This window comes from Rhodococcus sp. IEGM 1366, assembly GCF_033142425.1.
Classification (GTDB): Bacteria; Actinomycetota; Actinomycetes; order Mycobacteriales; family Mycobacteriaceae; genus Rhodococcus_F; species Rhodococcus_F globerula.
Genome location: NZ_JAWLRZ010000002.1, coordinates 92,770 through 113,474 on the forward strand (window position 1 = coordinate 92,770; position 20,705 = coordinate 113,474).

A 20,705-nucleotide genomic window follows, 5' to 3' on the forward strand; every position below is an offset into this window, starting at 1 on the left:
TTAGTCGGTCAAACCGTTTCCGGGACCCACGTTCCGGCTGTTTCGCGTCCGCAGTTCCCGGACGTAGTCGGCCGGAGCACCCGCGATCTCGGCTGCGTCGGCCATCACACCGATGTAGCGAGCGGACGGAAGACCACCTTCGTAGGCGTCCATGACATACAGCCAGGCCAGAACGGCGCCGTCCGTAGTGTCGACACGTACCCGGATCTTGCGGTGCAGTCCGAGCTCGGCGCCTTCCCAGCGGTCGAGGCTCACCTCGTCCTCTTCCGGTACGTCGTAGAGGACTACGAAAACGCTGGAATCCGGGTCCTCCACCACAGTGGCGAGAGCGCCTTCCCAGCCGAGGTCTTCGCCGCTGAAGGTCAGGCGCCAGCCACGCAACCATCCAGTTCCCGACATGGGGGAGTGTGGGCAGCGCAACAGCATCTGCTCGGGGTGCATGTTGGAACCGTACGCAGCATAAATCGACACGGGCGCAAGCCTAAACGGTGGTGTGAGGGTGACGCGAAGCGGACCACCGGACGCTAGTAATCTGGTACAAGCACTGCGCGACCTCGATCGCTGCAATAGCGTGACCAACGCGTGCTGTACATGAGGTATATGGACTGGCGGGAGACCCCTGCCGGTCGCCTGACGACTTGGAGGACATATGACCCGGATCGTGATCATCGGCGGCGGACCTGCCGGATATGAGGCAGCGCTGGTTGCTGCCCAGCACGGCGCAACCGTCACCCTGGTCGATTCGGACGGCGTCGGCGGCGCGTGTGTCCTGTTCGACTGTGTGCCGTCGAAGACGTTCATCGCGTCGACCGGAATCCGCACCGACATGCGTCGCGCATCCGATTTGGGAATCACGCTCGATCCCGAGCAGGCGTCGGTGTCGCTCCCCAAGATTCACGCCCGTGTGAAGGCGCTTGCGCTGTCCCAGTCCTCGGACATTCGCGCTCGACTGCAGACGGTTGGTGTCGAGGTCCTCTCCGGCACCGCAGAACTGACGGACCAGGAACTCGGATTGGCGACACACCAGGTGCGGGCGACCCTCGCCGACGGTGAGGAGCGCACCATCGCTGCCGACGTAGTCCTTATTGCGACCGGCGCCAGCCCCCGCATCATCCCGGGCGCGGAGCCGGACGGTGAGCGCATCATGACGTGGCGTCAGCTCTACGACTTGGAAGAGCTGCCCTCGCACCTCGTTGTTGTCGGTTCCGGTGTGACCGGTGCCGAGTTCGTGTCCGCGTACACCGAGATGGGCGTCAAGGTGACGCTGGTGTCCAGCCGTGACCGAGTGCTCCCGGGCGAGGATGCCGACGCGGCACTCGTGCTCGAAGACGCGTTGGCCGAGCGCGGCGTGATCCTGGTCAAGCACGCGCGCGCCGATGCCGTCGAGCGCACCGAGGACGGGATCATCGTCAAGCTTTCCGACGGCCGCACGGTCGAGGGCAGCCATGCCCTCATGACAGTCGGCTCGGTTCCCAACACCGACGGACTCGGTCTCGACAAGGTCGGCATCGAGCTCGATAAGGGCGGCTACCTGCGCGTCGACCGCGTCTCCCGCACCGCGGTGTCGGGTATCTACGCTGCCGGTGACTGCACTGGCCTGCTCCCGCTCGCATCCGTGGCCGCCATGCAGGGCCGCATCGCGATGTACCACGCACTCGGTGAAGGCGTGAGCCCCATCAAGTTGAAGACGGTGGCGTCGGCGGTGTTCACACGTCCCGAGATCGCAACGGTGGGTGTGACGCAGGCTGCAATCGACAACGGTGAAGTTCCGGCTCGTACCGTCATGCTGCCGCTCAACACCAACCCGCGCGCCAAGATGTCCGGACTGCGTCGTGGCTTCGTGAAGATCTTCTGCCGGCCCGCAACGGGTGTCGTGATCGGCGGAGTTGTGGTCGCGCCCAATGGATCCGAGTTGATCCTGCCGCTCGCGATGGCCGTGCAGAACAACCTGAGCGTCAACGACCTGGCCCAGACGTTCTCGGTGTACCCGTCGCTGACCGGTTCGATCACCGAGGCGGCGCGTCAGCTCATGCGTCACGACGACCTCGACTGATTTTCCGTAACGTGGTTTCCCGAAATCTGAGAATTGGATTTCACATATTGGCGTGATGGTGGGATAGTCGTGGTACCGGTCGAATCATGGATCGGTACCACGGCGCTCTCCCCGCCCCGTAGACCCCTCGGCGGCTCAGGGTGTTTTTCCTCTGATCTTTCTTTTTGCGTGCCTGGGAGTTTCTATGAAACACGCCGCGCTGTCTGCTCGTATGGGTGGGCTCCGTAGTTCTGCAATCCGTGACCTGCTCACCCTGACTGCTCGCCCTGACGTGATCAGTTTGGCCGGCGGCTTGCCGGATCCGAATTTCATTCCGCGAGAGCGCATTTCACGGGCAGCTGCCGACGCTCTCGGTGATGCGTCGTCCGTTCAGTACGGTGAGACCTCGGGGTTGCGACACCTTCGTGAGGTCATTGCGGCCCGCGAATCCGTCAAGATCGGCCGCACACTCGAATCGTCCGACGTGGTGGTCACGCATGGTTCCCAACAGGGCCTGAGTTTGCTGGCTCAGGTATTGCTCGACGCCGGTGACACCGTTGTTGTGGAAGATCCGGCGTATACCGGCGCACTGCAGGTCTTTCGGACTGCGCAGGCAAGCCTGGCCGCCGTCCCGGTCGACGCGGACGGCATGGATACCGACGTTCTCGAAGCGAAGCTTGCGGGTGGACTACGTCCGAAAGTTGTTCATACCGTGAGTAACTTTCACAATCCGCGCGGGTCCGTTCTTTCGCTCGAACGTCGCGCACACCTCGCGAAACTTGCCGATACGTACGGCTTCTGGATACTCGAGGACGACCCGTACGGGGAACTGTACTTCGACGGTCCGCCGCCGCTTCCGGTCGCAGCATTGTCGGACAGGGTTATTCGGCTGTCCAGTGCGTCCAAGGTGCTGGCTCCTGCCCTGCGTGTCGGCTGGCTGCACGGTGACCGGCGCGTGTGCGAAGCGGTCGAATTGATCAAACAGGGTGCAGATCTGTGCGGGTCGTCGCTCACTCAACAGATTGCGGCCGACTTGTTCTCGGACACCGCGTGGTTCGACGCGCATCTGGACAAGTTGCGGGCGTCCTACGGCAACCGCGCGAAGACTCTTGTCAGTGCCTTGGAGGCCGGCTTCGGCGACAGCGCACGATTCTCGCCCGTGCGCGGCGGCATGTTCTGTTGGATGGAGAGCCTTGAACCCGTAGACACTGCGGCGGTTCTCGATGTTGCCGTCGAGCATGGTGTTGCCTTTGTGCCCGGTGCCGCATTCGGCTTCGACGCAGACCTGAGCCTATCGGCCCGACTGTGTTTTGCGACGTATCCGGAAACAGTGCTGGAAGACGCCGCACGGAAACTGTGCGACGCCTTCCGTGATGCTTCCGCTCAGTCTCGGGGTTGAACTCCGCGCCACAGCAATTCGATTGCGGCACGGACCCGATCGTCGGCCCGGTCGGCCGTGGACGGTCCGCGGACGACAAACTGGTAGTAGGACATTCCCACGATCAGGTCGATCAGGACATCCGTGTCCACCGAGGAGTCCAAGGTGCCTGCGGCCTGCGCTTCGGACATTGCTTCCGTCAGGTGGACGCGGCGCCGTGAGACGTGTTGCTGCCAGCTGGCTTCGCGGACGTTGTCGTTCTGCAATCCGAGAACGATGCGTTTACGAACCAGGTCACCGGACGCGCCGGTCACGTCGACCATGCCGACCGCAAAGGAATTGGCAAGGTCGACGCGGAGATCGCCGGTGAAGGTTGTCTTCACCTCGGATCGGACGCTGTCGAGCGCTGCCGCCAGGAGTTCCTCGCGGCTCGACCATCGTCGATAGATTGCGGCGCGCGAAATTCCGGACCGAGTGGTGATGGCGGCGATCGTCACGTCGTCAGCGCTGGGGAATTCCGTCAACAATTCGATGGTTGCGGTAAGGACTGCTTCTTCGACGGCGGTATCGCGTGGGCGACCGGGTCCGCGCGGCGTTTCCGGTGTTGTCACGTTCTCGAGTGTCACCGTGCTGCAAGCATTTTCGTGCGCAAGAGCGCAACCAGTTCCTGGCTGAGTCCGGCCGCACGCAACGGCGCCAGAACGTCCCCGTGGCGCCGCACGAGTGTGCGCTGCATGACGGTCATGGAGGTACGTTCGGCGCCCATCATGGCGCCACTGGGCATGCTGCCGGCGTCGAAGTCGAACGGTAGGAAGCCGCCCATGATCATCTGGACCCGCGCATGCAGTCGGGGTAGTTCAACTGCGGTGCGAGCGTAGTCGTCTGCGATGGCGGCGGCGTCCGCGCCGACTGCACTGAGCAGTGCCGCTGCAAACACCCCCGTGCGGTCCTTGCCTGCGGCGCAGTGGAATACGGTTCCGCCGGGGCTCAGGGCGAGGACGGTCAGACCTGTCGTGAGTTGAGGTGCCGCGGATTCCAGAAGGTCCGCATACCACTGGCCGACGTGATCGGGAGTGGTTACCTGTGGCAGCGCCTGATTCATGGCGGCGGGAGCGGCGACCTCGGCGACGAGTGGAATGTGGTGATAGGCGATAGCGTGAGCAGCGAGTGGGCCGCGCCCGGTGTATGCCGCTTCGCCAGGGGACCGTAGATCGATCACCGTGCGGATTCCCCTGTTCCACAGTGAATCGGCGTATTCCGTCGACAGGTGTGAGACGTCGTCGCTGCGGAAGGCTACAGATTCGCGAATGTATCCGCTTGCCACTGGCACCGCGGCAAGATCGCGCAGGTTCACCGGGTCGAGCAGTTCGGGGGACGAGAGTACGTCGGTCATGGTTTTTCTCAGCTCAGTCGGGCGCGGATCATCGCGCTGATTCGGTCGATGACGGTGACGAGCACGATGATGCTCAGAATGATGGTGCTCAGGTGCCCGTAGTCGTACATGCGCATGGCGGTGGTGAGTTCCAAACCGATACCGCCGGCACCGACGAGACCGAGAATTGTTGCACCGCGGACATTTCCCTCGAAGAGGAGCAGGGTGTAGCTGACAAGCAGGGGTGCTGCTTGCGGCAGAACTCCGTACGCGATGATCTGCCGTTTGTCGGCTCCCGCGGAACTCAGGGCATCGAGTGGACCTTGATCGACCGATTCCATTGCCTCGGCGTAGATCTTGCTGATCGAGCCGAGGGACCCGACCACGATGGCAAGCACACCGGCAAACGGGCCGAGACCAACAGCAGAGACGAACATCAGGGCGTAGATGAGTTCGGGGATCGAGCGCAAGACGTTCAGGATCGCCCGGGATATGCCGTAGAGCCACTTCGGGGCGATGTTCGATGCCGCACCGAAACTGAGGATCAGTGACAGTACCGCGCCTACCAGCGTTCCGACAATTGCCATCTGGAGCGTTTCGATCAGCAGGGTGACGATGACGTCGAACTTGTCGAAAGTCGGCGGGAACAGTCGCGAGACAAAATCAACCATGTTGGGTACACCGGAAGCCAGCCGCGCGGGGTCGGCGTCTGCGCCGGCAAACGACCACGCGAGGACCACTGCAATGACGATCAGACCGACTCCGCTGCGAGGGGAGGGCAGACGCCACGGTTTGGCGAGGCGTTCGGCTTCCTTCGACATAGCCTGCGTCTGTTCGCGCTTACTGCTCGACGATGTCTGCATGTTCACCATAGATCGTGCTCACCGCCTCTTCGTTGAGTTCTTCTGCACGGCTGTTGAATACGGTGCGTCCGTCCCGCAAGCCGATGACGCGATCGGTGTACTTTCTCGCGAGGCCGACGACGTGAAGGCTGACGATCACCGGAACCTGACGTTCGCGGGCAATCTCCCTCAGCAAGGTGAGGATGGTTCCGGCAAGTCGTGGATCGAGGGAGGCGACGGGTTCGTCGGCGAGGATCAGTTTCGGGTGTTGCATCAGAGTGCGCGCGATCGCTACCCGTTGCTGCTCACCGCCGCTGAGTGTCCGGCTCTGCTGAGATGCTTTGCCTTCCAATCCGACTCGGCGCAATAGTTCGAGAGCCTCGACGCGTTGGGTGCGTCCGAATCCGCCGATCAGGTTGACCGCACCGGCGTCGTACAGACCGCCGGTCAAGACGTTGGTCAGGGCGCTCAGTCGCGGCACCAGATTGAAGTGCTGAAAGACGTAGCCGACATCCGAACGCAGAGAACGTAAGTCGGAACCGTTCTGCTGCGCGACGTCTCGGCCGGCAACTGTCAATTCGTCGGCGGTGAAGTCGGTGAGGCGGGTCAGTGTCTTCATCAATGTCGATTTGCCGGATCCCGAGTGGCCGAGCAAACCGACTACTTCACCGGGGCGAACGGTGAGGTCGACGCCGTCGAGGGCGATGTTGTCGCCGAACGTGACTCGGATGTTGCGTCCGGTGACCACCGGCGGCGAAACTATGGACGAGCGCGGCGGGCGAATTACCGGCGCTGTCATCGGATGTTGTCCAGGTCGACTCCGGCGGCTTCCGCGATCGTGACCAACGGTTCGTACACCGAGAAGTCGGGATCGGCGGTGTACGTGCCGCCAACGCCCAGGATCTTCGATGCTTCGGGATTCGCCGAGAGCATTGCCGGGAGATTGTCCTTGATCGCGTCACGAGTCTCGGAATCGAGGCCGCTGCGGGCGACAATGGAAACACCAACCGGGATAGGTGCGCTTTGGCCGACGATCCGGACGTCGTCGGCGGTGAACATGCCACCGGCTATGAACGACGTGTAGAGCTGGCGCGCGGTGCAGGCAACGTCGACGTTCCCGTTCATCAAAGCGAGAACCGCAGAGTCGTGCCCGCCGGCAAAGGTGCTCTTGTAGTCGGTTCCGTCGGTGAGGCCCGCCTCGGCCATCATTGCCTTCGGCATGAAGTAGCCAGTGGTCGATCCCGGATCGACAAAGGCGACCTGATGTCCCTTGATGTCGGTGACGGATTGAATTGTGCTGTCGGACTTGGCCAGACAGTACGACGCTGGATCGGGTGCCCCGTTCCAGGCAAGGATGGGCTCGACGCTTCCCGTCTTGAATGCGAGGGCGGCCGAGAAGGGGCTGAGGACGGCTATGTCGACAAATCCGTTCCGAACAGCCTCGACGACGCCGAGGTAGTCCGCCGGTGACTCGTGTTTGACGGTTTTGCCGGTCGCGGTTCCCACCATGTCGGCGACGTCGGTCATGATGGCGAGCTCTTTGACGTCATCGGTGCCGGGAGGCGTGGCAAAAATGATCTGATTCGAATCCGCAGACGAGGCTTCGGATTCGGTGGAGCACGAGGACAGGGCGAGTGAAGCGACGGCAGTCAACGCGACGGCGATACCGACTCGAGCACGCATGATGGACCTTCCGAAAAGGCGGGGGAGTTTGACGCCTGTTACGAAACCATCGGTGTCTGTATCGGAATTACGAGAACGCTGTACTCGTAATTGCGCGCAGGTGAACAGTTGGAGCGGCTTTCGGTGGGGCGCGCGGCGCCCCACCGAACTCGACTAATCGGACCAGTTGTACGTGCGTTCGACGGCCTTGTTCCATTCCGAGTACAGGCGGGCGCGCTCGGACTCTTCCATGTCGGGTTCCCACGTCTTGCCGACGGCCCAATTGCGGCGGATGTCGTCGGTATCGGACCAGTAGCCGACGGCCAAACCGGCAGCGTAGGCAGCGCCCAACGCGGTCGTCTCGTTGACAACGGGACGGATGACCGGCACTCCGAGAATGTCGGACTGGAACTGCATCAGGGTCTCGTTGACAACCATGCCTCCGTCGACCTTGAGGGCGGAGAGTTCGACGCCGGAATCGGCGCGCATGGCGTCGATGACCTCACGGGTTTGATACGCGGTGGCTTCGAGTGCTGCCCGGGCCAGATGACCCTTGTTCACGAAGCGGGTCAGTCCGACGATGACGCCGCGAGCATCGGGACGCCAGCGCGGCGCGAAGAGACCGGAGAAGGCAGGGACGATGTAGGCGCCGCCGTTGTCGTCGACGGTGGCAGCGAGGGCCTCGATGTCCTTGGCATTCTGAATGATCCCGAGGTTGTCACGCAGCCACTGGACCAGTGATCCCGATACGGCAACAGAACCTTCCAGGGCATAGACCGCCGGGGCGTCGCCCAGTTTGTAGCAGAGAGTGGTCAGGAGGCCGTGCTTGCTGTGGACCGGAGTGGTACCGGTGTTGAGGAGAAGGAAGTTGCCGGTGCCGTAGGTGTTTTTTGCTTCACCCACCGACAGGCAGGCCTGACCGAACGTGGCTGCTTGCTGGTCTCCGAGAATGCCCGCGACCGGAACGCCGGCCAGGTTGCCCCGAGGTCGACCCTTGCCGTAGATCTCGGAAGAACTGCGGATTTCCGGAAGCATCGACATCGGAATACCGAAATCCGCGCAGATGGACTCGTCCCACTGCAAAGTCTCCAGATCCATCAGCATTGTGCGTGACGCATTGGTGACATCTGTCACGTGCTGCCCCTCGGTGAGCTGCCACAAAATCCACGTATCGATGGTGCCGAAGCACAATTCGCCGGCTTCTGCCTTCGCGCGCGCCCCGTCGACGTTGTCGAGAATCCACCGGATTTTCGGGCCCGAGAAATACGTCGACAACGGCAACCCGGTCTGGGCGCGGTACTTTTCCGGCCCGGCGTCGCCACCGAGTTCCTGGCACAGCTGATCGGTGCGCGTGTCCTGCCAGACTATGGCGTTGTAGACAGGTTTGCCGGTCTTTCGCTCCCAGACCACCGTTGTCTCACGTTGATTCGTGATTCCGACGGCCGCGATGTCCGCGCGGGTGAGGTCGGCTTTGGCAAGTGCACCTGCCACCACTTCGCGGGTGTTCATCCACAGCGCCACCGGATCGTGTTCGACCCAGCCGGCTTGCGGGAAGATCTGTTCGTGTTCCTTCTGGGCAACGCTGACAACAGCGCCGTCGTGGTCGAAGATCATGCATCGGCTCGACGTGGTGCCTTGGTCGATGGCGGCGATGTACTGGTTCACATGTCTCCTTGGTTCGTGCGCTGTCGCAGTATGAGCATGAAGCTACTAGCCTGGATGCGAATTCGTCGTCGACTTACAGGAGATACGGGTTGAGTAAGCAGCAGGGTGTGCAGTTTCTCGGCCCACAGCAGCGAGAAGCTGCCTGGGAGCAGCTTCAGAGTGAACAGTTCGACGTTATCGTCGTCGGTGGCGGCGTCGTGGGTGTCGGCACAGCGCTCGACGCCGCAACGCGTGGACTCAAAGTCGCGTTGGTCGAGGCTCGTGACTACGCGTCTGGCACGTCTTCCCGATCATCGAAGATGTTCCACGGCGGTCTGCGCTATCTGGAACAGCTGGAATTCGGGTTGGTCCGTGAGGCATTACGCGAGCGTGAGCTCTCTCTGACGACACTGGCGCCGCACCTGGTCAAGCCGCTCAAGTTTCTGTTCCCGCTGGCTCACCGCGTCTGGGAACGCCCGTACATGGCAGCCGGAATCTTCCTGTACGACCGGATGGGCGGGGCCAAATCGGTGCCCTCGCAGAAGCACCTGACGCGAGCCGGGGCACTGCGTATGTCGCCGAGCCTCAAGCGCAGTTCGCTGACCGGCGGAATCCAGTACTACGACACGGTGGTCGACGACGCCCGTCACACCATGACCGTCGCGCGGACGGCGGCGCATTACGGCGCTGTGGTCCGGACGTCGACGCAGGTTGTCGGCTTCCTACGCGAAGCAGATCGAGTGTCGGGTGTCCGTGTTCGTGACTGTGAAGACGGACGGACCGCCGAGGTCAAGGGACACGTCGTCATCAACGCGACGGGCGTGTGGACCGACGAGATCCAGGCACTGTCGCGTCAGCGTGGCCGGTTCCGGGTCCGGGCGTCGAAGGGCGTGCACATCGTCGTTCCTCGTGACCGCATCGTCAGTGAAGCGGCGATCATCCTGCGCACCGAAAAATCTGTGCTGTTCGTGATTCCGTGGGGCAACCACTGGATCATCGGAACTACGGACACGGACTGGAATCTCGACCTCGCGCACCCAGCCGCAACCAAGGCCGATATCGACTACATTCTCGGACACGTCAATTCGGTGCTCGTGACGCCTTTGACGCACGCCGACATCGACGGTGTGTACGCCGGCCTTCGTCCGCTGCTGGCCGGCGAGAGCGACGAGACGTCGAAACTGTCGCGTGAGCATGCCGTTGCCCGGGTTGCTCCGGGCCTCGTTGCCATTGCGGGCGGAAAGTACACCACGTACCGCGTCATGGCGGAGGATGCGGTTGACGTTGCGTCCGAGGACATTCCGGCGCGAGTTGCGTCGTCGATCACCGAGAAGGTGCCGCTCGTGGGCGCCGACGGATACTTTGCCTTGGTCAATCAGACCATGCAGTTGGGTGAGACGTACGGTCTGCATCCGTACCGCGTCAAGCATCTCCTCGACCGGTACGGTTCCTTGATCACCGAAGTGTTGGAATTAGGTCGCACAACTCCGGAGTTGTTGCAGCCCATCACCGATGCGCCCGATTACCTTCAGGTTGAGGCAGTGTATGCCGCGGCCGCAGAAGGGGCACTGCATCTGGACGACATCTTGGCGCGGCGCACGCGCATTGCGATCGAGTACCCGCACCGCGGCGTCAACTGCGCCCAGCAGGTCGCGGAACTTGTTGCCCCAGTGCTGGGTTGGGATGCCGAAGCCGTCGATCGTGAGGTTGACACCTACCGCGCTCGGGTGAAGGCCGAAGTGGAATCACAGGCTCAGCCCGACGATGAAGCAGCGGACGCACTGAGGGCAGCGGCACCGGAGTCACGGGTGGAGATCCTCGAGCCGGTAGTCGAGGTGGCGGACCGCGTGTAGTTGTTTTAACTGTGTGCGGTTCGTGGGGCATTTTTCACTTATCGGACTTTTCCGACTGATTTCGAGGAGCTCTCGAATTCGAACAGGATTTCGATTACGGTGAGAGCATGTTCGATCCGGGGGTGGGAAGTTTCGGTATCTCGGCGCAGCTGAGTGGTACCGAAACCGATTGCGCCCTAATCGATCTTATGAGTGACTTGCATTCATGTGAGGCGATGCTGGTCGAGCGGAAACTTGCCGTGGTGGCGGAGTTCTTCACCCGCCGCAGCGCCGAGCATGTCGACGGTGGCACGTGGACGTCGTCGGCGCACGAGTTGGCCGAATCCGAGGTCGGCGCGGTCCTGACGATGGGGCGCGCCGCTGCCGGGAAGCTCATCGGGTTGGGGTTTGCGTTGAAGACGCGGTTGCATCGCACTCGGGCGGCGATGGCCCGCGGCGAACTCGACTTCTATCGGGTGGGGTTGATCGAGTCCGCGACCGCGAATGTCAGTGACGAGCTGATCGACGAAGTCGAACGCTTGCTGCTCGAGCAGGTGTTGGCTCCACCCGTGGACGGCGGTACCGGGTTGACGGGTCGCCGGTTGACGGCGGCGATCGACCGGATCGTCGCCCGCGTCGATCCGGAGGGGATGCGGGAACGACGACGCCGCGCCCTCGCCGACAGGTTTGTCGGAGTCAGTGCCGCCGAAGACGGCATGGCCCGCATCCTCGGCAGCATCCCGGCCGAACAAGCCCGCGCCTTCGACGGCAGGTTGCGGGAATTGGCGAGGTCGGTGTGCCGCCACGATTCCCGTACGTATGAGCAGCGCCGCGCGGATGCGTTGGGCGCCCTGGTGAGCGGTTCGACGGTGTTGGTGTGCGACTGCGAGCGCGGTGATTGCCCGCAGGACCGCAGTGGTCTCGTTATTGTGCGGAGGCCGTTGGTGCATGTGGTGATGCACGAATCCACCTTCGCCGGCGGCGATACTCCCGGCGGCGACGAGGCCGCGCATCTTGACGGGTACGGGGTGATCAGTGCTGAGCATGCCCGTGACATCGCGAAAGACGCCACTGTGAGGGAAGTGCGAGTACCGGAAACACCTGTGCCTGCGTCGGCATCGGTGTACCGCCCCGGCGCGGCACTCGATCGGTGGTTGCGGGTTATCGCGGGAAGTTGCCAGTGGCCGCACTGCGATGTCCCCGCCTGGAATTGCGACCTCGACCATAACGATCCGTTCAACCACGCGGACCCTGCGAAGGGCGGGAAAACGGTCGCGTCGAATCTGAGTGCGTTCTGCCGCAACCATCACCGCCTCAAGCACTCCGGGAAGTGGAGGCTCCACTCGAACCCGGGCTGCAGTTTCACCCTGACCTCGCAGACCGGCCATTGCTACCGCACCAGAGCTGCCGGACTACTCGCCGGCCAACAGGAACCGCCGCCACCGGAAGACGGCAAACCGCGACGGACTCGACTGGAGAACAAAGCTGCCCGCATCCGAGGTGAGCGGAAGCTCCGGCGTGTCAAGATTCAGCACCGAACAGCACAACACGCGGATCGGAAACGCCGGCAAACGTTCCCGATCTCCACACCCCGAAAGCGCGTGCCCCACAAACCTGTCGACCATGGCGACGACCCACCGCCATTCTGAATTCGCCGCCTCATCTACTAAAAGAGCCGTATCTACTAAAAGAGGTAGACGATTGCGTTGTTACCGCCAGTGCAGGTGACAACTTTCTTTCCGGTGCAACTCATCGAATAGCGAGTATTGGTGACGGGGCTGACAGCGTTGATCGACACTGTCGCATTTCGTTTGCCTTGACTGACGTACTGATACCGAACTTCTTCGGCGAACTCGCATGACGTGGCTTTGCTGCCGGTCGCGGAGTTCGGCAATTCGTTGTTGGAAAACACGGGTCCGCAGCGCGTTGCGTTTGCTGGGACAGCTGTGCCGGACGACGGCGCGGAGGTAGTGGTTCGAGCAGCTGCCGACGTTGTGGTGGGAGAAGATTCTGTGGTGGGTGTAGTTGTTGTAGATGCCGTTGTGTTGAGCTGAGTCGAAGATCGTGCGGATTGATTCGTCTCTGCGTCGAAGAGCATCGGCCGCACCCAGACAAGCCCAACAACCACAACGATCGCAGCTACCCCGGCACCGAGAAGAACCCACACCCACGCCGGTGTTTGTGGTGGCGGTGGATCTTTCGGTGGCTGTGAATCCCGCTGTGGTTGGGAGTCCCACTGTGGTTGAGAATCCCACGGATCTGGCGGTTGTGGGGCGTTCATATCGGCAGGTTCTCCGGATCCGTCATGAAGAGTGAATTGTCTGCGTTATGTATATCGGATCGCGGGGGCGCAGTAGCTATTGTCGGATGGGTGCGATGACGTTCTCATAAAGCACGCGCGAAGTCAGTGAGTCAGCACGATTTTGATGGCGACGATCAACGTCGCTACCGCAGCGAGACCGAACGCCGCGACATGAGTTGCTGTGCCGACTTTTTCGCCGCGGAGATAGCTGATGACGTAACTCGTGGAACCGATACGGAGCACCAACACAAATTCTGCAATCAATTGCGCGGTCCGCGGCTCGAGAAGGTTGAACCAGGCGGTTGCCAGAATGACGATCGGAACCACGGCCGAGGTCAGGATGGGCACAGAATCACGAAGAGCTTCGATTCTCTCCGCAGTCGTGAGTTCTCGATCATTGCGAATACTCTCGCCGACGCCCTCGGCGAAAGTATGCGCGATATACGTCGACAGGGCCGTGCCGATGACGATGGCGACGCCGAGCGATTCCTGAGATTGGGTGACCGGAATCAGAGCGGCCAGAGCCAAGATATTGCCGTACACGTAGGCGGTGGTCCGGGCGGCAATGCGCTCCTGCCCGAGGTGGCGACCGCGGGCGGTAATCGGGCGATTGAGCAGGGTACGTAGGCTCCGCGGCATCGCTTGATTATGGCAGATCAGGCATTTGGGCTGTAGTGCATCGGACTGTCACGGCGCGTTGCGGGAGGCAGGTTGCGGGCCGGTGTGTGAACGAGTGGCGCATCGGGCGCCGTCCTGCCCGTGGCTCGGTCCCAGCCCGCGCGGGCGCGCGGTTGATAACGGTAGCGCCACGGGACAAGGTGGAAGACCGCGTTGACGGTCTTGCCGACAGCTGTGTGAATCCTCGTCTCGCGCGCGCTCCACGAGTATCCGAGAAGATCGCGAACCGGCTGGTCGTACATACCGACGGTCAGCCACACAAAGCCTCGTGCGACGGGAATGCGTGCGAGCCTCCAGATCGGCTCGGGTAGCCACGTCATGAATGGCGGCTTGCCCAGGCCGGAGAGGTCGAGCACATCACGCGTGGCCTTGTTGTCCTCGAGAATGTTGCGGCACATGTGATCCCAATACTCTTGGAATGCCTCCCACGTTTCGGGGACGGGCCGCATGCTCATGCCGTAGAGGCGATACCACTGGATGTGCTCGGTGAAGAGTTGCCGTTTCTGTGCTTCGGTGAGGCCGCCGGAAAAGTTCTCCGCCGTCACGATTGTGCCCATGAAGAAGGTCGCGTGTGCCCAGTAGAAGGTGTCCGGGTCGAGGGCGTGGTAGCGCCGACCCAGCTTGTCGACGCCCTTGATCGTGGTGTGGTAGCCGCGTACCTGTTCAGCGGTTTCCTGGGCTCTGTCGCCGTCGAAGACAACTCCGGCGATGGGGTAGAGCGATCGGTAGAGGCGTTCCCAGCGCTCGTCGAAGAACTGCGAATGCTCCTCGACGCCGGCCCCGAGTCCTGGATGCATGTTCTGCATAGAACCTGCCCACACGCCCTGAAGCATGCCTCGCCAATCGCCGAAATACTTCCAGGTCAAGGAATCGGGCCCAAGCGGTGTTGGTGTGGGTACGTCATCACTTTGACTACGCATGTTGTCAGATTAGGATCGACAACATCAGTAGTCAAGGAATCGGAGCAGGGTAGTGGGTATCGAGGAACGGCGTGCAGCACGGAAGGCAGCGCTGTTCGATGTCGGCGTGACACTACTGGGCGCAGTGGACGGTCCTGCCGTCAATGTCCGGGCAGTATGCAAGGCTGCGGGACTGACGGAACGGTACTTCTACGAGAGCTTCACCGATCGCGATCAGTACGTGGTGTCGGTCCACTCATACGTTTCGGAGCGCGCCCAAACCGCACTCGCGGCAGCAGTAGCTACAGAGTCCGGATCCGAAGCGATTGCCACCGCAGCGGTTGACACGTTTGTGAAGTTGATGGTCGACGATCCCGCGATGGGTAGAGTGCTGTTGATCGCTCCGCTCTCCGAACCGGTGCTCGGAGGCCGCGGAATCGAATCGATGCCGGCTTTTGTAGACCTCGTTTATGCACAGCTTTCGGAAATCACTGATCCGGTGGAGAAGCAGCTGATCGCGGTGGGATTGGTGGGTGCACTGTTCACCCTGTTCATCGGATACCTCGACGGCACAATCGACGTAAGCCGCGATCGCTTTGTCGCGCACTGCGTCCGTTTGTTGACAAAAGCTAATCGCGCGTAAGCGGTTGGCAGGAAGGGCAGAAGAATATCTGTCGTTCGGTGAGCTGGTCGGGTCCGAGCAGTTCCTCGCGGATTCGCGTTCCGCAACGCCGACATGGCTTTCCGCGGCGGCCGTACACCCACGTCTGCCTGCCGGGACGAGTATCGCCGGTGGTCACCCGAACGTGACGTGATTTGTTGGCACCGACAATGCGGTGCGACAGATCGACTACGGCCGCGAGATCCGGAACCCGGTCTGTCGGTGTGCGTGGATGAAGCCCACGGAGAAAACAGATTTCATTGCGATACACATTGCCGAGTCCAGCCATGACCCGTTGATCGAGGAGCGCAACGCCGATCGGTTCGGAGCCCGCGCCGCGCAGATTTTCCTCCGCAACAGCACTGTCCCAATCCGGGCCGAGGAGATCCGGCCCAAGATGGCCAACGACGGAGTCTTCCTGGTTGCGATCGAGGATTTCGGTGATGCCGAGCGAAAACCCCACGGCAACAGCATCTTCGGTCGCCAGAATAATGCGCGCCTGATGGGCGGGGCGATGCCACCGCTCACCTGGCGCGTAGATCTGCCACGCGCCTTCCATCTTCAGGTGGGTGTGGACGGAGGCGTCGCCGACTCGGATCAACAGATGCTTTCCTCGGCTGACTACGGAGTCGACTCGTGTGCCGGTCAGATTGACGGTGGCATATCGCGGGACACGCACGTCGCACGTGGTGAGTACCTTGCCGTTCAGTGCCGTGCGAAGTGCATTGGCCGTCCGCCAGACGGTATCGCCTTCGGGCATCAGCGAGCAGCCTTCATGATCTCAACCTGAAGCCGCGTGGGGTGGCCGCAAAACCGGCTTCGACCAAGACCGGCGCAAAGTTGTTGCCGTGGATGGTTTCGCCGTTCACCTTCTCGACGACGATCTTCTCGACTGATCGGTTCTTCACGATCTGGGCCAGAGACGTTGCTGCCGTGCGGAGTACGCCTGGGTCGTCGGTGAACGTAAGGATTGTCCGACCACCACGTTCGACATAGAGCACCAGTTCTCCCTCGACGAGAACGACCAGCGCGCCGGCCTTCCGCCCGGGTCGGTGTCCGGGTGATTCTTCGGCGTTCGATGCCGGCCATGGGAGCGCCGCTCCATACGGATTGGCGGGGTCGCACGCAGCAAGAGTGACGGTGGCAGAAGGGGTATGGCGACCCTCGATGGATTCCCCGAACGTACGCAGACGATCCACGACCGCAGGCGTGGAGAACTGCGCGCCGCCCAACGTATCGACGAAGTATCCGCGTCTTGCCCGGCCGTTGTCCTCGAAAGTACTGAGCACCTTGTAGATCAACGCAAATCCGCCGGGGACGTTCTCGCTCACCACGCTGCCTCGGGTGACAACTCCGTAGCGTTCGAGCAGGAGGTCCGCAGTCGCGTGTGCCCGCACCGTTGGATCGGGTTCGGCAGCCGGTAGCAGAAACCAGCGTCCGGCGGCGGTGGCCGGTCCGGTGCGCGCGGGCACCGCCGGACGCATCATTCCGCGATACGGACGGGCCCGCGGAACACGCCTCGGAGCGCGGTGGCTGGTTGTGGTTCGAGTGGTGTCGGATAGCAGAGCACGAAGTGGAGCAAGGGTGTCATTGCCGATGTGTCCGAGCCACACCAATTCCCACAGTGCGGTCGTGAGCGCGCCGTCTTCCGGATTGTCGAGTGCTTCGGCCAATTGACGGAAGAAGTAGGCGCCACCAGCGGTCAGGACGTCGAGGGCTTGCTGCTGCAAGTCCGAGACATCGGTGTCAGCAGGTGGATTGAGAGTCGCCGGGGCAAGGTCCGCCGGGTGCAGGACAACCCAACCGTCCTTGGCTGAGATGGCTCCGGACCCCGACCACAGGACTTCGCCGGTCGAAGTCAGTTCGTCGAGCATGGCAGGTGAATAGTCAGGGATTCGACTCGGCAGGATCAGCGATTCGAGCGCCGACGCCGGAATGGGAACTCCGGCAAGCTGATCGACGACGGCGGCAACGCCGTCGATACCGCGGAGAGTGCCGCCGACATGCTGCCAGCTGGGGAGGAAGCGGCCCAGAGTGGCGGTGCTGACGGGTTCCACATCCGCCCGGGCAGCAGCGAGTGAGCGTCGACGCAATCGCCGGAGAACCTCGGCGTCGCACCATTCACTCCCGGCCGATCCAGGTCGGAATTCACCCTCGAGTACCCGCTTCTCCAGGGCGAGACGGCCGAGAACATCGCGAGCCACCGATACGCCGATGCCGAATCTGGCGGCCGCGTCGGCGAGCGTGAAAGGTCCGTGCGTGCGCGCATAGCGGCTCAACAAGTCCTCGAGCGGCTGATCCACCGGTTCGATGAATGCGGCGGGCACGCCGATGGGTAGGGGTACGCCGAGGCCGTCGCGCAAGCGGGCGGAGTCTTCGATTGCCGTCCACCACTGCTGCCCGGCAAACGAAACATGTAGGGCGCGTTTGTCCGTCACCAGGGTGTCGAGCCACGATCGCGGATCTTCGAGGGAACGCGCGGTCACCTCCGCCGTCGTGAGTGGGCCGAGCATGCGCAGCAGATCAGCAACACCCTCGAGGTCTTTTGCCTTGCGCTCCGGCACCAGTCGTTGCAGCTCGCGCTCGGCTTGCTCGATGACACCGCCGTCGAGCAGTTCCCGCAATTCGACGCGGCCCAACAGTTCGGCGAGCAGTGTGGAGTCGAGAGACAGTGCTGCCGCCCGTCTTTCGGCGAGCGGGCTGTCACCCTCGTACATGAAGGCGCCGACGTAGCTGAACAGCAGCGCACTGGCGAACGGGGACGGGGATGCCGTCTCGACATCAACGATGCGGATCTGGCGTTTGGCGATCTTGCCGAGTAGTTCCATGAGCGCCGGCAGGTCGTAGACATCTTGGAGGCATTCGCGCACAGTCTCGAGCAGGATGGGGAACGTGGGAAACTTGCGTGCTACGTCGAGGAGTTGGGCGCTGCGTTGTCGCTGCTGCCACAGCGGCGCACGCTTGCCGGGATTTCGGCGGGGAAGAAGCAGTGCGCGAGCGGCACATTCACGAAACCGTGAGGCAAACAGTGCAGACCCGCCAACCTCCTGGGTGACCAGATCTTCGATGTCCTCGACGTCGAACGCAAAGAGTTCGGCGCCGGGTGGATCGTTTTCGGTATCGGGGAGGCGGATGATAATGCCGTCGTCGGAGGCCGTGGGGCTGGAATCCACGCCGTACCGTTCCTGCAGCCGTGCGCCGATGGCAAGTGCCCACGGAGCGTGCACTCGCTGGCCGTACGGGGAGTGCAGGACCAGACGCCAATCGCCGAGTTCGTCGCGGAAGCGTTCGACCACCAACGTTCGATCCGACGGTACCTGCCCGGTCGCGTTTTTCTGCTCGCCCACCAGCTGGATCAGGTTGGTGGTGGCGTTGTGGTCCAGGCCGCCGATGCGGCAGCGCTCGATCACGTCGGCCTCGTTGCCGAGCGCTGTTTCACGGACGAACTGACCGAGAGCCTGGCCGAGTTCCGCTGGGCGCCCAAGACCGTCGCCGTGCCAGAACGGGAGGCGCCCCGGTTGTCCGTAGGCGGGGCTGACCAGAACGCGGTCGAACGTGATTTCCTCGATCCGCCAGCTGGTCGCGCCCAGGGCGAACACGTCGCCGACTCGGGATTCGTAGACCATTTCCTCGTCGAGTTCGCCGACTCGGGAGGCTTTTTCGCCGACCATGTAGACAGTGAAAAGGCCGCGGTCGGGGATTGCGCCGCCCGAAGTGACAGCCAGACGCTGAGCCCCCGGGCGTCCGGTGAGTGTGTTGGCCTCGCGATCCCACACCAGGCGTGGACGCAGTTCGGCAAACTCGTCCGAGGGGTACCGACCTGCCAGCAGATCGAGGGTGGACTCGTACGCGGAGCGGGGAAGTGTTGCAAACGAACCACTTCGGCGGACAGTGTCGAACCAGTCGTCGACGTCGATCGGCTCGAGTGCCGTCGCGGCCACCGTCTGCTGGGCCAGAATGTCGAGCGGATTGGCAGGAACGGCCATCGCTTCGATCTTGCCTTCGACCATGCGCTCGACGGTGACGGCGCAGTGAATGAGATCGGTTCGATGTTTCGGAAACACCACGCCTCGGGAGATTTCGCCGACCTGGTGTCCGGCCCGGCCGACGCGTTGGAGTCCGCTCGCAACCGATGGCGGCGCCTCGACTTGGATAACCAGATCAACTGCGCCCATGTCGATTCCGAGTTCGAGGCTGCTTGTTGCGACGACGCACCGCAGTCGCCCGGCTTTCAGATCGTCTTCGATGATGGCGCGTTGATCCTTGCTGACCGAGCCGTGGTGGGCGCGCGCGAGCAGTGGTTCGGCACCGAAATTGACTTCGGTGGGTGTGCCGATTTGTGACGGCGGCTTCGGCATTTTTTCGACCACAACACCGGTGCGTTCGGCGTGGATTTCGTTGAGCCGAGCCGTCAAACGCTCGGCGAGACGCCTGGAATTCGCGAACACTATGGATGAGCGGTGTTCGAGAACAAGATCGACTATCTGCTCTTCGACGTGCGGCCAGATGGAGCCCGCTTGGGGCGTCGGAGATTCTGATCCGTCTGCCGGTGTTGCGATGCCCAATTCGGTCATGTCCTCCACGGGAACGCGGACGGTGAGGTCGAAGGTCTTGGCGGCCGGCGGCGCGACGATCCTGATGGGCGCGGACCCGGAAAGGAACCGCCCGACTTCTTCGTGGGGGCGGACGGTGGCGGACAAACCGATGCGCTGCGCGGGGGACTCGAGTAATGCGTCGAGGCGCTCCAGTGAGAGGGCGAGATGCGAGCCGCGTTTGGTCCCGGCCACGGCGTGGACCTCGTCGACGATGACGGTGTCGACCCCGGCCAACGTCTCGCGGGCGGCGGAGGTGAGCATCAGGAACAGCGATTCCGGGGTAGTGATCAGGATGTCCGGCGGCCTTTTGATCAACGAGCGTCGATCGGCGGGGGAGGTGTCACCGGAGCGGACGCCGACCGTGATCTCGGGCGGCGTGAGACCGAGGCGTTTGGCGGTTTGAGTGATGCCGACGAGCGGAGCGCGGAGGTTGCGTTCGACATCCACGCCGAGTGCCTTGAGCGGTGATATGTACAGGACCTTGGTGGTGCGGTGACTCTCGTCCCGCGAAGCCAACTGATCGAGTGCCCACAGAAAAGCGGACAGTGTCTTGCCGGAACCGGTAGGCGCAACGACGAGGGTGTGCGCGCCGCTTGCTATGGATTCCCACGCGCCGAGTTGAGCCGGTGTTGGGGCGCTGAAGGCACCGTCGAACCATTCTCGTGTCGCGGGCGAGAACTTTTCGAGGACGTCGGTCACGTATCCATAGTGCACCTGCCCACCGACAGCGTGTTCAAACCTGCTGAAGACGTCGGCGGCATTATATTTTTCTCTAATCAGGACGGTTTGGCTGTTTTTCGAGAAGGCG

General features: G+C 62.5%; 17 protein-coding genes. 6 read left to right on the plus strand and 11 right to left on the minus strand.

What is annotated here, in order from left to right; all coding sequences use genetic code 11:
* On the minus strand, positions 1–471 hold the full coding sequence (locus R4P64_RS06305; RefSeq protein WP_033231261.1) for a gamma-glutamylcyclotransferase: 471 nt from the start codon (positions 469–471) through the stop codon (positions 1–3).
* A 178-nt stretch (positions 472–649) separates the two neighbouring features.
* Here R4P64_RS06305 and R4P64_RS06310 point away from each other — a divergent pair, with 178 nt between their 5' ends.
* Together R4P64_RS06310 and R4P64_RS06315 are read left to right on the plus strand one after the other, a co-directional pair.
* Entirely contained in the window at positions 650–2,053 is a 1,404-nt protein-coding gene (locus R4P64_RS06310; RefSeq protein WP_033231260.1) for an NAD(P)H-quinone dehydrogenase, read from the plus strand.
* 184 nt (positions 2,054–2,237) lie between these two features.
* Positions 2,238–3,431, plus strand: coding sequence for a PLP-dependent aminotransferase family protein (locus R4P64_RS06315; protein WP_317819861.1), 1,194 nt, complete (start codon positions 2,238–2,240; stop codon positions 3,429–3,431).
* On the opposite strand, the gene R4P64_RS06320 is transcribed toward R4P64_RS06315, so the two are convergent.
* From R4P64_RS06320 to glpK, 6 genes are all read right to left on the minus strand, one after another.
* Positions 3,416–4,021, minus strand: a complete 606-nt coding sequence (locus R4P64_RS06320; protein ID WP_317819862.1) for a TetR/AcrR family transcriptional regulator — start codon at positions 4,019–4,021, stop codon at positions 3,416–3,418. The genes R4P64_RS06315 and R4P64_RS06320 overlap by 16 nt on opposite strands.
* A gap of 11 nt (positions 4,022–4,032) precedes the next feature.
* The gene (locus R4P64_RS06325; RefSeq protein ID WP_317819863.1) at positions 4,033–4,803 is read right to left on the minus strand and encodes a tyrosine-protein phosphatase; all 771 of its coding nucleotides are present in this window, start codon (positions 4,801–4,803) and stop codon (positions 4,033–4,035) included.
* Between the two features lie 8 nt (positions 4,804–4,811).
* Complete coding sequence (gene phnE / locus R4P64_RS06330; protein WP_317819864.1) at positions 4,812–5,645, minus strand: phosphonate ABC transporter, permease protein PhnE; 834 nt, start codon at positions 5,643–5,645, stop codon at positions 4,812–4,814.
* Complete coding sequence (gene phnC / locus R4P64_RS06335) at positions 5,623–6,423, minus strand: phosphonate ABC transporter ATP-binding protein (protein ID WP_317819865.1); 801 nt, start codon at positions 6,421–6,423, stop codon at positions 5,623–5,625. The genes phnE and phnC overlap by 23 nt, the downstream gene beginning before the upstream one ends.
* Positions 6,420–7,307: a phosphate/phosphite/phosphonate ABC transporter substrate-binding protein gene (phnD, locus tag R4P64_RS06340; RefSeq protein WP_317819866.1), complete on the minus strand. Its 888-nt coding sequence runs from the start codon at positions 7,305–7,307 to the stop codon at positions 6,420–6,422. Before phnD ends, phnC begins: the two co-directional genes overlap by 4 nt.
* A 153-nt stretch (positions 7,308–7,460) precedes the next feature.
* Positions 7,461–8,951, minus strand: a complete 1,491-nt coding sequence (gene glpK, locus R4P64_RS06345; protein ID WP_317819867.1) for a glycerol kinase GlpK — start codon at positions 8,949–8,951, stop codon at positions 7,461–7,463.
* Between the two features lie 89 nt (positions 8,952–9,040).
* Between glpK and R4P64_RS06350 the strand changes: the two genes are divergently transcribed.
* The 3 genes from R4P64_RS06350 to R4P64_RS06360 all read left to right on the plus strand — a co-directional run bounded on the left by R4P64_RS06350 (position 9,041) and on the right by R4P64_RS06360 (position 12,816).
* Complete coding sequence (locus R4P64_RS06350; RefSeq protein WP_033231254.1) at positions 9,041–10,783, plus strand: glycerol-3-phosphate dehydrogenase/oxidase; 1,743 nt, start codon at positions 9,041–9,043, stop codon at positions 10,781–10,783.
* A gap of 107 nt (positions 10,784–10,890) precedes the next feature.
* Positions 10,891–12,411, plus strand: coding sequence for an HNH endonuclease signature motif containing protein (locus tag R4P64_RS06355; protein ID WP_317819868.1), 1,521 nt, complete (start codon positions 10,891–10,893; stop codon positions 12,409–12,411).
* Between the two features lie 213 nt (positions 12,412–12,624).
* Positions 12,625–12,816 carry a hypothetical protein gene (locus tag R4P64_RS06360; RefSeq protein ID WP_155276672.1) on the plus strand — a complete coding sequence of 64 codons (192 nt, stop codon included), beginning with the start codon at positions 12,625–12,627 and terminating at the stop codon, positions 12,814–12,816.
* Between the two features lie 350 nt (positions 12,817–13,166).
* Here the strand turns inward: R4P64_RS06360 and R4P64_RS06365 are convergent, their stop codons facing one another.
* Both R4P64_RS06365 and R4P64_RS06370 read right to left on the minus strand, forming a co-directional pair.
* Positions 13,167–13,703, minus strand: a complete 537-nt coding sequence (locus R4P64_RS06365) for a hypothetical protein (RefSeq protein ID WP_033231251.1) — start codon at positions 13,701–13,703, stop codon at positions 13,167–13,169.
* Positions 13,704–13,720: 17 nt separating this feature from the next.
* On the minus strand, positions 13,721–14,662 hold the full coding sequence (locus R4P64_RS06370) for an oxygenase MpaB family protein (RefSeq protein ID WP_219112025.1): 942 nt from the start codon (positions 14,660–14,662) through the stop codon (positions 13,721–13,723).
* A gap of 52 nt (positions 14,663–14,714) precedes the next feature.
* On the opposite strand from R4P64_RS06370, the gene R4P64_RS06375 reads away from it, so the two are divergent.
* A complete protein-coding gene (locus R4P64_RS06375) occupies positions 14,715–15,284 on the plus strand; it encodes a TetR/AcrR family transcriptional regulator (protein WP_317541319.1) in 570 nt (189 codons plus the stop codon).
* On the opposite strand, the gene R4P64_RS06380 is transcribed toward R4P64_RS06375, so the two are convergent.
* Together R4P64_RS06380 and R4P64_RS06385 are read right to left on the minus strand one after the other, a co-directional pair.
* A complete protein-coding gene (locus R4P64_RS06380; protein WP_045070662.1) occupies positions 15,271–16,062 on the minus strand; it encodes a DNA-formamidopyrimidine glycosylase family protein in 792 nt (263 codons plus the stop codon). The genes R4P64_RS06375 and R4P64_RS06380 overlap by 14 nt on opposite strands.
* Positions 16,063–16,075: 13 nt before the next feature.
* Positions 16,076–20,596 carry an ATP-dependent helicase gene (locus tag R4P64_RS06385; RefSeq protein ID WP_317819872.1) on the minus strand — a complete coding sequence of 1,507 codons (4,521 nt, stop codon included), beginning with the start codon at positions 20,594–20,596 and terminating at the stop codon, positions 16,076–16,078.
* Between the last annotated feature and the right edge of the window lie 109 nt (positions 20,597–20,705).

Bases quoted from the DNA above. Each gene is read 5' to 3' on its own strand.
- R4P64_RS06380 (WP_045070662.1), bottom strand. From the start codon at position 16,062: ATGCCCGAAGGCGATACCGTCTGGCGGACGGCCAATGCACTTCGCACG.
- R4P64_RS06325 (WP_317819863.1), bottom strand. From the start codon at position 4,803: ATGACCGACGTACTCTCGTCCCCCGAACTGCTCGACCCGGTGAACCTG.
- R4P64_RS06370 (WP_219112025.1), bottom strand. From the start codon at position 14,662: ATGCGTAGTCAAAGTGATGACGTACCCACACCAACACCGCTTGGGCCC.
- R4P64_RS06315 (WP_317819861.1), top strand. From the start codon at position 2,238: ATGAAACACGCCGCGCTGTCTGCTCGTATGGGTGGGCTCCGTAGTTCT.
- phnE (WP_317819864.1), bottom strand. From the start codon at position 5,645: ATGCAGACATCGTCGAGCAGTAAGCGCGAACAGACGCAGGCTATGTCG.
- phnC (WP_317819865.1), bottom strand. From the start codon at position 6,423: ATGACAGCGCCGGTAATTCGCCCGCCGCGCTCGTCCATAGTTTCGCCG.
- R4P64_RS06355 (WP_317819868.1), top strand. From the start codon at position 10,891: ATGTTCGATCCGGGGGTGGGAAGTTTCGGTATCTCGGCGCAGCTGAGT.
- R4P64_RS06310 (WP_033231260.1), top strand. From the start codon at position 650: ATGACCCGGATCGTGATCATCGGCGGCGGACCTGCCGGATATGAGGCA.
- R4P64_RS06365 (WP_033231251.1), bottom strand. From the start codon at position 13,703: ATGCCGCGGAGCCTACGTACCCTGCTCAATCGCCCGATTACCGCCCGC.
- phnD (WP_317819866.1), bottom strand. From the start codon at position 7,307: ATGCGTGCTCGAGTCGGTATCGCCGTCGCGTTGACTGCCGTCGCTTCA.